Raw genomic sequence first — 12,990 nt, 5'->3', positions numbered from 1 at the left:
ATAAAAACCTCTTTAATTGTTTCTTTTAAATAACCATTATCTGCCATTGTATAATTCATAATCTTAATATTATCAAAAGCTTTGTTTAATTGAACCTTGTCTTCATTATCTCAACAATTTCCATCAGTAATCAAAATAAACTCAATATTATTCTCTTTTAATTCTTGATTCCTATTGATATAACTATCAACAATTTCTTCAGGTTTAGAACCTGATGCAAAATAAAAGTTTGTTTCAATATTTAAAATAATATTGTTCTTTATTAAGATAAAATCAGCTTTTCGGTTACTAATGTATTTGTTAACAATAATGTCGTAATTACTTAGATGTGAAAACTGTTTTTGAGAAAATAGTGTGATTTCATATTCTTCACAAATTGGTCTTATAACTTTTTCACACATAGATTCAAAAGCTATACCACTTCTGTTTTTCCGCCCATTTGTATCTAAACCAACTAATACACCTATTACATAGTCAACAATGTTTTGTTCAATGATATTATCAAAAAGTTCTTTAAGACCTATTTTGATAAAAAAGTGATAATATCTAGCTTTATCAGTTTCACTTAGTCCATCTTTTGCTTTAGTTGGATCAAATCTAAATTTTTCAATAGTTTTAGTAGAAAAATCATTAATTTCTAATTCATTATTAGATTTTTCAAGTTGTAGTCTTTCGTTTTTAGATAGAGCAAATAATAATGGAAATGTTGTAATGACTTGTGGTATTTTATCTAAAAGTTCATAAAATTTATTTTTAAAATCATCGCATCTAATTAAAGAGTTCATAGCGTGTAATTCAACACTATGTTTTGCAACTTCTTTAATGTTGTCTCAATTCACAAAAAAATCATAGCTGCGGTTTGTTGATAGTAATGATTCAACAAATTCTTTTATCTTATTGTAATTATTTTGCATTATTAAACTCTTTATCTAATCTCTTATTAGTTATCTGTATGTATTGATTTTCAATCTCAATACCAATTGCTTTTCTGTTTGTTTTATAAGCAGCAACTAAAGTTGTCCCAGTTCCAGAAAACGGATCTAAAATTAAATCATTTTGGTTTGTAATAGCTAAAATCAAATGCTCTAGTAAGTATAGAGGTTTTTGGGTTGGATGATAACCAAACTCTTTTTCTTTTCTATTAATGCAAGGACCAGTAATAACATCTTTCATCTGTTTGTTATTATTTAGTTCTTTCATTAATTCATAGTTAAAAGTGTGTTTAGCTTTTGCATCTTTTTTTGCTCATATAATGTATTCTGTTGAGTGAGTAAAGTATCTACAAGATAAATTAGGTGGTGGGTTTGTTTTTTGTCAGGTAATATTATTTAATATTTTAAAACCGTTTTCAATAAGTGCCATTCCGATTGAATAAATATTATGATGAGTACCACAAATTAAAATAGTTCCACTTTTCTTTAATACTCTTTTAGATTCTGAAATTCATTTACTATTAAAAGCGTGCATCTGTATATCAGAAGATTTCTTATCTCAATCTCCTTTATCTACACAAACCATTTTACCACTAGAACAAGAGATTCCACCACTTGATAAAAAGTATGGAGGATCTGCAAAAATTAGATCAACTGACTCTTCTTTTATAGTTGGTAGAATATCAAAACAATCCCCATGATATAAAGTAATTTTATCTGTATTCATAATTAGTAATAATTACTTCTTCTCCAGTTCTTTTATCGCCTTTACTATTGATATTTCTTTTAACATCAACAACATCAATTTGATAATCAGAATATAATTCTCTTATTAAATCAGTATTGTGATTAGTTAGCATTAAATAACAACCTTTTTTATCTAATTCTTTAAAAAGATTAGCTAATCGAACATGGTTGTCTAAATCAAATCCTTCTTTTGTATAAGATTCAAATGAAGTAGGATTTAGTGGTGCATATGGGCTATCTAAAAAGATAAGATCGCCTTTTTGAGCATTCTTTAATGATTCTTCAAAATCAAGATTAGTAATTTCTACATTTTGTAAATATTTACTTATGTTTAAAATATTATCCTTTTGATAAGAGTTACATTTAACCTTATTGTTATAAGGAACATTAAATAATCCTTTTGAATTAACCCGATATAATCCATTAAAACATTTTTTGTTTAAAAAGATAAACAAGCTAGCGTTTTCAACATCAAACTCTTTAGCTAAAATCTTGTTATTGAATTTATTTCTTAGTTGGTAATAAACTTCTTTAGTACAATCAATACTATCTAATTTCTCTAATGCTTCAATTAATTGATAAGGATTATTCTTAATTACTTTATAAGCATTTATTAATACTTCATTGATATCATTAATGAATGCTTTTTTAGGTGTTAAGCTAAATAAAACAGCTCCGCCCCCAACAAACGGTTCATAGTAATTATTAAACTCTAAAGGCAGTCTTTTTTCTATCTCATCAATTAATTGTTTTTTACCACCAACTCATTTTATAAAAGGTGTTAAATCCTTATTAAACATTAAGTTAATCCTCTTGTTTTTATGATGATATTTTTATTTATTAATTAAAATAAACCATCAATAATTATTTAGTATTTAATTGTTTTTTAATTGTATTAATAACATTAAACCCTTGGGCTTGCCCACTTACTATACAATAAAATGGATTACCACTTTGTGTAGCACAATCACCAACTGCATATACATTAGCTAAAGATGTTTCATATTGTTCATTAACCACTAATTTATTAGTAGCATCAAATTTTAGTTCATTTCAACTACTAAATGGATTCTTTTCTGAACTAAACTTAAAACCATATTGAACTAAAATTCGATCAAAACTAAGTGTTTGAAGATGTTTAGTAGTATTGTCTTCAATAGTTAATGAATTATTAGTACATTCTAATATTGTTTGATCTAAATAAGTGTTGATATTTAATCTTTTAAAATCATTTTCATTTAATGTTTTACCAGCTATTGATTTACGAACAATGATACTAACTGAAGCTGAACTAAAATTAGTTTTGATTCATTCAGCACTATCAAGTGCAGAATCTCCTCCACCTAAGATAACAATGTGCTTGTTATTATAATCAAGGTTAGGATTTAGATGATAAGAGATATTATCAAAGTCAACTATTTGTTTGTTGATTTCAAAACGGATTGGTTCATAAGAACCTTTACCGTAAGCAAAAATAATGTATTTACTAATAGCAATACATTGGTTTGAATCATTAAATAAATAAAATAAACCATCAACTTGTTGATAGCTTGTGATTTGAATATTATATAAAACCTCTACTAGTTCACTATAAGCTTGTTGTTGAGTTTTAAGTCCATTAATATAATCTTTTCCTAAGATACTAGTAAAGCCTGGAATATCTTTAACTAGTTTTTGAGGATAGAACTTACTAACCTGTCCCCCTGGTTCGTGCTGGTTTTCAACAACTAGTGTAGATAAGTTATAATATCCTGCCATACTAGAAGTGAACATTCCAACAGGACCATTACCAATAATTACAACATCGTACTGTTTCATTATGCTTTAGCTTCTATTAAAATTGCAAAATTCTTCGGACCAACATGGGCATAAATACAACCTGGTAAATAAGAAATAGCTACTTTACTATTTGTTTTTTGTTCAATTGTACTTCTTAGTTCATTGATTTGTGTTTCTTCAGTAAAATCAGTTAAAATTGTGATTCTTTCAATACCTTTAGTCTTGTATTGATTAGCATCATTAATAATATCTAAAAGTTTATCAATAGCTGTGTTTAATGAAGAAGTTTTATCCATAAACTCAAGTTCACCATTTCATCTAATGATTAACTTTAATTTAAGCATTTTAGCAATTGCTGCTTTAAATCGTTTAATTCTCCCCCCTGCTATTAACTGGTTTAAATCAGAAACAATAACCCCGCCAACAATTCTTTTTGTTAGCTCAGCTACAAAACTTTCTAGTTCACTATCACTAATCATTGGATTAGTTTTTAATAATTCATTTAATTGATCAACAATCCATAAAATACCCATTGAAACAGATCGTGAATCAATACATACTAAATTCTTATCTTTGAATTCATTTTTGATTAAATCTAAAGATTTGAAATAACTTGAAATTCCAGATGATAGAGTAAGTACAATTACTCGATCATAACTTTCAAATAAATTTTCAATATAACTTATTACTTTACCTGGAGGAGGAAGGCTTGTTTTAATTGGTGTCTTATTAATCATTAAATCATGTAATTGCTGTTGAGAAACATCTTTAACATCTTCACAATCAATCTCTTTATTGTCTTTTGTAATCAATAAAGAGATTGGGATTCAGTAAACATTTTCATGCTTATTTTCTAAAACATTAGCTCCTGTATCAATTAAAATAGCAGTTTTCATAATGACCTCCAGTTGATAATATTCTTATTATACAAAATATAACTATATATAACAAATTAACAAGATTAATTTAATTTGCATATAACTAACATTGTATAATTATACAAAGATAGTGGAGTTAATGAATTAATGTATATCTATTATAATGAACAAAGTTTGAACAAAAACTTAGTAATTAACTATCGTTCTGATGTAGTTAACAATATAAAAAATATATCATTAGATGTTGTACTTTTATACAATGATGATTCATTGGTAGGGTGCAATATTTTTAATGCTGATAAGTATTTTGATAAGGAACTATTAACAAGTAATTACTTATATCCAACACAAGAGTTAATATCAAGAATTAATGAGCTAGCTCAGATTGATTTTAAACTAGACGAAGAGTTTCATGGTGTTGTTTGTGGAGAGATCAAAAGTGCAGAAGTAATCGAAGGAACACACTTACAAAAATGTTTAGTTGATGTTGGTTATGATCAATTACAAATTGTATGTGGTGCAGCTAATGCAAGAGTTGGTTTAAAAACAGCAGTTGCTACAGTTAATACTATGATGCCAAATGGAGATTTAATTAAACCATCTAAATTAATGAACATTCCTTCTTTTGGAATGTTGTGTTCTCAAAAAGAATTAAATCTAATTGGTTATAATCCAGTTGGAATTATTGAACTAGATCCATCAACTGTTGTTGGTAGTTTAATTAAGGATGTTTATAGTAATTTAAAGTAGGTATAGTTATGAACGGTTTTTTTAGTAGAAAGAAAAAAGAACAAGTTGATGAAGTTAATAAACCATTAGAAAATACTAAATCATCTAACATTATGGTATTTGGTCTTTCTAATTCACTTCCATTAGCTGAGAAAATAGTTAATCACCTTGGCATTGAATTATCACCAATGCGAATTGAAAAATTTGCTGATGGAGAAATTATTGTTGCTCCAAAAGTGCCAGTTCGTGGACGGGATGTTGTTTTAATCCAGTCAACTAGTAAACCAGTTAATGATAGTTTAATGGAATTATTAATTGCAATTGATGCATGTAAACGTGCATCAGCTCGTAAAATTGCTGTTGTTATTCCTTATTATGGATATGCAAGACAAGATCGAAAAGCTAAAGCAAGAGAACCAATTACAGGTCGATTAGTTGCTAAAATGATTGAATCTGCAGGTGCTACAGTGGTTTTAACTTGAGACATCCACTCATTACAAACCCAAGGGTTCTTTGATATCCCTTTTGATTCACTAGAAGCTGTTTGAATCATCATGTCTAAATACATGGATGATTTTAGAGGTGATCCAGATAATATCACAATTGTTTCTCCTGATTATGGATGTGTTAAAAGAGCAAGAGAAATTGCTTTAGCTCTTGAATGTAACTTAGCAATTGTTGATAAACGACGTTCAGGTAATAACCAAGTAGAAATCAATAATGTTTTAGGAGATGTAGCTAATAAAGATTGTGTTATTGTTGATGATATGATCGATACTGGGGGAACAATTTTAGGTGCAGCTAAAATTGTTAAAGAAAAAGGAGCTAAATCAATTACTATTATTGCTACTCATGGACTATTTAACAAGAATGCTAAAGAAAACTTTAAGCAATCGATTGAACAAAAAATAGTCGATAAGGTATATATTTCAGACACAATACAAACAACACCTTTTGAAGGATTAGAAATAGTTTCAGTTTCAGAAGCTATAGCTAAATGTATTGATATTTATTCAATAGGTAAAGGATCAATGTCGTTTGTTCATGATGAAAATTCAGAACAAATCCTTATTAAAAAACGTAACAACTATGGTTCAAAATAAACCAAAAATAAAAGAAGTAATTGTTGTTGAAGGTAAAACTGATGAAGTCAAACTAAAACAACTCTTTGATGTTGATGTTATTACTACTAATGGATCATCAATCTCTAAACAAACCCTTAATTTAATTAAAGAAGTAAATCAAAATCGTAAAGTTATTCTTTTTTTAGATCCAGACTATCAAGGAGAGCGAATTAGAAGAATCATCAATAACTATTTACAAACAGATGTTTTAAATTGTTTTATTTCTAAAAAGGATTTAAACACATCTAAAAAGAAGTGTGGTATAGCTGAAGCTTATGATCAAGCTATTATTGATGCTTTAGTTAATAAAGTTAGTTTTATTAATGATTTTAAAGAAACTATAAGTTGAGTCCAATATCTAAATTTAGAACTTAATAGTAAACAAAAAAGAATTGATTTATGTAACCAATTAAAGATTAGTTACACTAATCATAAACAACTATTTAAACGATTAAATATGATGCAATTAACATTTGAAGACATATTAAATCTACTTAAACAAAAATAATAAAAAGAAGGTGAGTATAAATGAAGTTAAATGAAAAAGAACATATTTTAAGTGTAGTAGCAACACCAATTGGTAATATCAATGAAGCATCAGCTAGAGTTATTAATACATTAAATGAAGCTTATGTTATTTTATGTGAAGATACTAGAGTAACAGCTAAATTACTTCATTTATTAAACATCTTTGATTATAAGAAATTAATTAGTTTTCATAACTTTAATGAAGAATCAAAAATTAATGAAGCTTTAAAATGGATTACCTCTCATAAAACTGTATTAGTAAGTGATGCAGGATATCCAACAATAAGCGATCCTGGATATGGATTAATCCAAGCGTGTCATGAAAATAACATTGGCATAGAAGTTATTAATGGTCCAAGTTCAGTAATGCATGCACTTGTTGCTTCTGGTTTTTGTTCAACATCATTTATGTTCTTAGGTTTTTTAGGAAAAACATCTAATCAAAGAAAAACTAGATTAAATGAAATTAAAAACGTTAATACAACTTTTGTTGTTTTTGAAGCAGTTCATCGCATCCAAAAAACTTTAGCTGATATCTTAGAAGTATTAGGAGATGTAGTTGTTTTCATTGGTCGGGAATTAACTAAGAAAAATGAAACCCACTATATAGGTAGAATTTCATCAATTCCTGAAATCTTTGAAAAGGGCGAATTTGTAATTGTTATTGATTATAACAACCCAGTTTCAGTTGAACAAGAAGAATTAATAAATGAACAAAATCTAATTGAACAAATCCAAATTTATATGCACACTCATCAAGTTAAACTAAAACAAGCATGTAAAGAAGTAGCTAAAATTATTAATGGTTCTGCAAGTGAACTTTATTATCTAATGGTAAAAAAAGATGTTAAGTAATTTAGTTAAAAAATTAAAAGAACCACAAACAATTAATGATATTATTGGTCAAGACCATTTATTAGATGATCTAGGCTTAATTAGAAGAATGGTTGATCATCAAGTAGTATCTAATTTAATTTTATATGGACCACCAGGAGTAGGTAAAAGCTCATTAGCTAAGGTCTTGGTTAAAGATTTAAACACTGCTCATAGTTTCTTTAATCCAGTAATTGATTCTAAACAGAAATTAATTAACATCATTGAATTAGCTAATCAATCAACTAATTACATTATAGTAATCGATGAAATCCATCGATTAAACAAAGATAAACAAGATATTTTATTACCTATTATTGAAGCTCAAAAAATTAAAGTAATAGCTACAACTACAGAAAACCCGTTTTTTGTAATTAATCCAGCGTTAAGAAGTAGATGTCAACTCTTAACTCTAAAACCATTAACAGGTCTTCAGATCAAACAAAAACTTAAAAGTCTAGTTGATATAAATCAAATCTTTAGTGAAGCTGCTTTAGAGATGATTGTTAACAAAACTAATGGAGATTTAAGAATCATCATCAATACTTTAGAATTAATTAGTTTACTTTATCATGAACAAAAACAAATTGATGTATCTTTATTAGAAAGAATAATGCAAGAACAGTATGCTTTAGGAAGCTCTGATGGAGATGAAATTCATGATCTAAAATCAGCATTTCATAAATCTTTACGTGGTAGTGATCCTGATGCTAGTTTATATTATCTAATGCGTTTAATTCAAATTGGTGATTTTGATGCCATTTATCGGCGGATGTTAGTTTGTGTTTATGAAGATATCGGTTTAGCTAATGTTAATTTAGCTTTAAGAGTAGAACAAGGAATTAATACATCAAAATATTTAGGGCATCCAGAAAATGAAAAAATCTTAGCTAATTTAGTAGTTCAAATTAGCTTATCTCCAAAATCAAACTCAACTTATTTAGCTACACAATCAACTCTTGCTGATATTAAAGATGGTAAAAACTATCCAATCCCAAATCACATTCGTGACTCACACTATGCTTCAGCTATTAAACTAGGAGTGTTTGGTTATAAATACCCACACGACTTTACTAATAACTATGTTAAACAAAACTATTTACCAAAAGAATTAGTTAATAAAAAATATTATGTAGCTCAAAATAATCAAAATGAACAACAACTTAATTTAATTCATAAAAAATTTACATCAACATCCAATTCTTAGTAAGGAGGATAACTTATGAATCAAAAGAAATTCTTTATTTCCACACCAATTTATTATTCATCTGGTAAACCCCATATTGGTCACACCTATACAACAGTCATAGCTGATGTACTTGCTCGTTATAAACGATTATTTGGTTATGATGTTTTCTTTGTTACTGGAATGGATGAACATGGACAAAAGATCCAACAAAAAGCAGAAGAACAAAACACATCTCCTAAAGCTCTTGTTGATCAAATAGCTAGCTATTTCTTAGATTTATGATCTCGTTTAGATATTAAAATGACTAAGTTTATAAGAACAACAGAAATGGGACATGAAGAAGCAGTTCAAAAAGCTTTTAGTTATTTATTAAAACAAAATAAAATCTACTTAGGGAATTGAGTAGGTTATTATTGTGTTTCTTGTGAAGAAAACTATAATGAAGCAAACATCATATATAAAGATGATGTTGCTTATTGTTCTTTAAATCATAAATTGGAACAAAGAAATGAAGAAAGCTATTTTTATAAAATCGGTGAAAATGCTCAATTTTTAAAAGATTATTATTCAAATAATCCTTCTTTTATTCTTCCCTCTGAGCGAGTTAATGAACTAGTTAATAACTTTATTAATGATTTAGAAGATCTAAGTATTTCAAGAACAACATTTGATTGGGGGATTCCTATTATAGAAAACCCTTCTCATGTTATTTATGTTTGATTAGATGCATTACTAAACTATGTAACAGCTACTGGTTATTTATCAGTAAATGATCAAATGTTTAAACATTTTTGATGTGATGATAATACAGAAATTGTCCACTTACTATCTAAAGAAATTGCTCGATTTCATTGCATCTATTGACCAATCTTTTTAAAAGATCTAGGAATTAGATTACCAAGTACCATTCTATCTCATGGTTGAATCATCACTAAAGAAGGAAAAATGTCTAAATCATTAGGGAATGTAATTGATCCAGTTCAAGTGATAGCTAATTATGGATCAGATGCATTAAGATATTATTTAATGTCAGATTTAGGTCTATTTAGAGACTCTGTTTTTAGTGATCAAAATTTAATAGAAACCTTTAATACTCATTTAGCTAATAACTATGGAAATATGGTCACTAGAACAATTGGAATGTTAAAGAAATACTTTAACTATAAAGTACCTAAATTAACAAAAGTCAATCAGATAATTAATGATTCTATACAAACTAATAAAGAACAATTAATTAATCATATTAATAACTTTAGTATTGATAAAGCTGTTTTATGTGTTCAAAACATCTTAAACGATGCTAATAAATTAATTGAAGAATCTAAACCTTGAGAATTAGCTAAAAATAATCAAAACGAAGAATTAGCTAATTTAATGAATACTTTAGTAAAAGTAATTCATACAAGTACAGTATTACTATCTCCGGTTTTAACAAAAGGTTATAAACAAGTTTGTGCTCAAATGAATTTTAAACCAGAAATTATAACACTATCTGCAATTGATAATGATCATTTATTTGATGATCATCTTGTTAATGAAGCAAACCCGATTTTTGTTAGAATTAACACAAAAGAGTAGTTGAATTTAGTATGAAATTAATACATAAAATTTTATTGGGGACATTAGCAGTAAGTAGCTGTGCTGCTATTATTGCTGCAATATCAATTGATTTCACTAAAACTACTTTAATTTATAGTGAAGGCAGTTCGTCAGTTCTTCCTTTATTAACCCAATTAAGTAATCATTATAAAGCAAGCGATGTAATTGCAAACGCTGGTGGTTCATCTGTTGGTATTAATTCAGCTCTTAATCTTAAAAAACATCTAGGAATGAGTTCACGAGCTGTTAATTATGATCATAACCTTAAATTAGTTGAAAACAAAGCAACTAATTATATGAAATGAAAAGATCATGAAATGAAATCTTTTACTATGGCTTGAGATGGAATCGCTATTATTTATAAACTTAATGAAAGTAATAAAGATTTAGTTTTAAATAAATCTAATATAGCTACTTTATATAAAGCATTTGCTGGGTTTGATGTTGTTTCTTTTAAAGACTTAGATAATCAATTACCAGATATTAAAATAACTCCTTATTCAAGAACAGGAGGAGCAAATGCATCAGGAACAACTGAAGCCTTTATAAAAAACAATCCTTTTATTAAATTAAAAGATGTAGATCATAATGTTTATGAAGCAATGCACACAGGAGTTTATGGTAAATTAACCAAAAACACCGAAGAAGCCAACTCACAAGCTTGGATTGCTATACGAACTGATAATATCAATGGAGCTGTTGGTTTTTTATCAACAGGATATGTTTTAAAAAACATTAAAGAAATCAATGATAATGGGTTTAAAGTAGCTTATTTAAATGATCCTAATACTAATAAAGCGACTTTACCATTTGATATTAAAGATAACAAAACAACAATTAATGTTGGTAATACATATAAATGATATCGTCCCTTTAATTTAGTTTTTAGTCTTAATCAAAAACAAAATGAAAGTGTTAAGGATTTTATTTGGTGATTGATGTTTGATAAACAAGCTCAAACAATTATAGAAGAAGCTGGTTTTATTCCTTTATCATGAAACCAAAAAAGAAGTATGTTTAAAAAAGATGCTATTTTAGATAATGAAACATCTTTAAACAATAATTTAGAATTAGCTAAAAAATTATTTTTTGTTAGTGATCTTGATTTATTAGATCAAAGAGAAAAGAAAGTCTTTGGAGCTGTTGAAAATTAAGTATGCAAAAAAATATAACAGATAATAACCATCAGCAATTAATAAAGAATAAAAGTGCAAGCGAGCGGGTTGGTAAAATCTGCTCAGCTCTTTTTCTTTGACTTTTTTCTTTGTTATTTATTGGCCTTGTTATTTTTATTATTGTTCAATCAATTCCTGGGTTTAAAGCTTATGGAATTAAAAACATTTTATTTAGTGATCAATTTAATTTAGCTGATACTACTAAAGGGGCATCTGTTTGGTTTCCTTTAGCTATTACTTTATTAGTATCAGTTGGTGCTATTTTATTTGCTGCTCCTATCGGGATTAAAACAGCTACTTTTATTAAGTTTAGAATTAAATCTAAAAAAGCTCAAAAGTGATTAAAGATTATTTTATTAACCTTATCAGGAATCCCTTCTGTTATCTTTGGTTTATTTGCTTTACAATCACTAGGTCCAGCACTATCTTTAATCTTAGGAGTGCATAGTGCTCAAAACATCATTACATCTTTTGTAATGTTAGGTTTTATTATCTTACCAACAATCATCTCTTTAACTTTAGCTACTTATGATTCAATTGATATGCGTTTAATTGAAAATGGTATTGGAATGGGTAGCTCTTATACTAGATCAATTTATAAGATCTTTAAAAAAGAAGCTAAGGGTGGAATTATTATTGCCATCATCATTTCATTAGGTAGAGCACTTGGTGAAACAATGGCAATCAGTATGATTTTAAGTGATCAAGGATATGTTAATGTTTTTGATGCTGGATTTGTTGAAGTTCTTAAATCAACCCTTCGTCCATTAGGAGCTGTAATATCAGCTAATATGTTTGCTGAAAATGGTGGAGAAGAGTTAAGAGGACTTTTATATGTCTTTGGAATTGTCCTTTTCTTTGTAATTATGGTTTTAAATGGTTTAGTTACTTATTTAACTAAAAAGAAGAAAAGTAAATATCATTGATATATTAAACTAGAAAAAGCAATAGCTACTTTTGTTTTCTTTATCCCTAATCAAATTGGTAATTTATATGAAAAACTAACATATAAACCAAAACATCAATTATCTGTTGAACACTTAGATAATTTAAGTATCTTTATTAGAGATCGAATCCAAAACAGAAAATTTAGATTACTTTATAGTATTAATAAAATAACATTTGAAACCATTTCATTTTTAATAGCTAGTGGTTTTTTAGTTTGAATCTCATTAGATATTATTATCAATGGAATAGGAGCTATTAACTTAAATACAAGTACAGTTGTTCAATATACTAAAAATACAACTGGACAAGCAACACTTAACACCTTAATTATTATCTTTATATCAATCATAATTGGTTTACCAATTGCTTTATTTGCTGCTATTTATTTAAATGAATATGCTAAAGATAAATGGTTTAAGAAAATGGCTATTTTCTTTATTGATTCATTTGGGGCAACACCATCAATTATCTTTGGGATGTTTGGATTAG

The 12,990-nt window shown here is 27.4% G+C and carries 13 protein-coding genes; 8 read left to right on the top strand and 5 right to left on the bottom strand.

Annotated elements, in window-relative coordinates; all coding sequences use genetic code 4:
- The 5 genes from UDIV_RS02095 to UDIV_RS02075 all read right to left on the bottom strand — a co-directional run.
- A partial coding sequence (locus tag UDIV_RS02095) for a DpnII family type II restriction endonuclease (protein ID WP_051749450.1) occupies positions 1-914 on the bottom strand: 914 nt, incomplete at its 3' end.
- Complete coding sequence (locus tag UDIV_RS02090; protein ID WP_051749448.1) at positions 904-1,659, bottom strand: DNA-methyltransferase; 756 nt, start codon at positions 1,657-1,659, stop codon at positions 904-906. The genes UDIV_RS02090 and UDIV_RS02095, both read right to left, overlap by 11 nt.
- Positions 1,646-2,479, bottom strand: coding sequence for a DNA adenine methylase (locus tag UDIV_RS02085; RefSeq protein ID WP_038102650.1), 834 nt, complete (start codon positions 2,477-2,479; stop codon positions 1,646-1,648). Before UDIV_RS02085 ends, UDIV_RS02090 begins: the two co-directional genes overlap by 14 nt.
- Positions 2,480-2,543: 64 nt before the next feature.
- Positions 2,544-3,497, bottom strand: a complete 954-nt coding sequence (locus UDIV_RS02080) for an NAD(P)/FAD-dependent oxidoreductase (protein ID WP_038102648.1) — start codon at positions 3,495-3,497, stop codon at positions 2,544-2,546.
- Positions 3,497-4,354, bottom strand: a complete 858-nt coding sequence (locus UDIV_RS02075) for a DegV family protein (protein ID WP_038102645.1) — start codon at positions 4,352-4,354, stop codon at positions 3,497-3,499. Before UDIV_RS02075 ends, UDIV_RS02080 begins: the two co-directional genes overlap by 1 nt.
- 129 nt (positions 4,355-4,483) lie before the next feature.
- Between UDIV_RS02075 and ytpR the strand changes: the two genes are divergently transcribed.
- The 8 genes from ytpR to UDIV_RS02035 form a co-directional block, all read left to right on the top strand.
- Positions 4,484-5,086 (top strand): YtpR family tRNA-binding protein, encoded by a 603-nt coding sequence (ytpR, locus tag UDIV_RS02070; protein ID WP_038102642.1) that lies wholly within the window; start codon positions 4,484-4,486, stop codon positions 5,084-5,086.
- Positions 5,087-5,094: 8 nt separating this feature from the next.
- Positions 5,095-6,168: a ribose-phosphate pyrophosphokinase gene (locus UDIV_RS02065; protein ID WP_081847812.1), complete on the top strand. Its 1,074-nt coding sequence runs from the start codon at positions 5,095-5,097 to the stop codon at positions 6,166-6,168.
- Positions 6,155-6,697 carry a ribonuclease M5 gene (gene rnmV, locus UDIV_RS02060; protein WP_038102657.1) on the top strand — a complete coding sequence of 181 codons (543 nt, stop codon included), beginning with the start codon at positions 6,155-6,157 and terminating at the stop codon, positions 6,695-6,697. The genes UDIV_RS02065 and rnmV overlap by 14 nt, the downstream gene beginning before the upstream one ends.
- 20 nt (positions 6,698-6,717) lie before the next feature.
- Positions 6,718-7,572 carry a 16S rRNA (cytidine(1402)-2'-O)-methyltransferase gene (gene rsmI, locus UDIV_RS02055; RefSeq protein ID WP_038102639.1) on the top strand — a complete coding sequence of 285 codons (855 nt, stop codon included), beginning with the start codon at positions 6,718-6,720 and terminating at the stop codon, positions 7,570-7,572.
- Positions 7,562-8,797, top strand: a complete 1,236-nt coding sequence (locus tag UDIV_RS02050; protein ID WP_038102637.1) for a replication-associated recombination protein A — start codon at positions 7,562-7,564, stop codon at positions 8,795-8,797. The genes rsmI and UDIV_RS02050 overlap by 11 nt, the downstream gene beginning before the upstream one ends.
- 15 nt (positions 8,798-8,812) lie before the next feature.
- Positions 8,813-10,357: a methionine--tRNA ligase gene (gene metG / locus UDIV_RS02045; protein ID WP_038102635.1), complete on the top strand. Its 1,545-nt coding sequence runs from the start codon at positions 8,813-8,815 to the stop codon at positions 10,355-10,357.
- Positions 10,358-10,368: 11 nt separating this feature from the next.
- Positions 10,369-11,532, top strand: coding sequence for a PstS family phosphate ABC transporter substrate-binding protein (locus UDIV_RS02040; protein WP_051749446.1), 1,164 nt, complete (start codon positions 10,369-10,371; stop codon positions 11,530-11,532).
- A gap of 2 nt (positions 11,533-11,534) precedes the next feature.
- The coding region (locus UDIV_RS02035; protein ID WP_038102632.1) for an ABC transporter permease subunit at positions 11,535-12,990 on the top strand (1,456 nt) is incomplete at its 3' end.

The sequence above is a fragment of the Ureaplasma diversum NCTC 246 genome, from assembly GCF_000731915.1.
GTDB lineage: Bacteria > Bacillota_I > Bacilli_A > Mycoplasmatales > Mycoplasmoidaceae > Ureaplasma > Ureaplasma diversum.
This window is presented reverse-complemented; position numbering and strand designations above follow the sequence as displayed.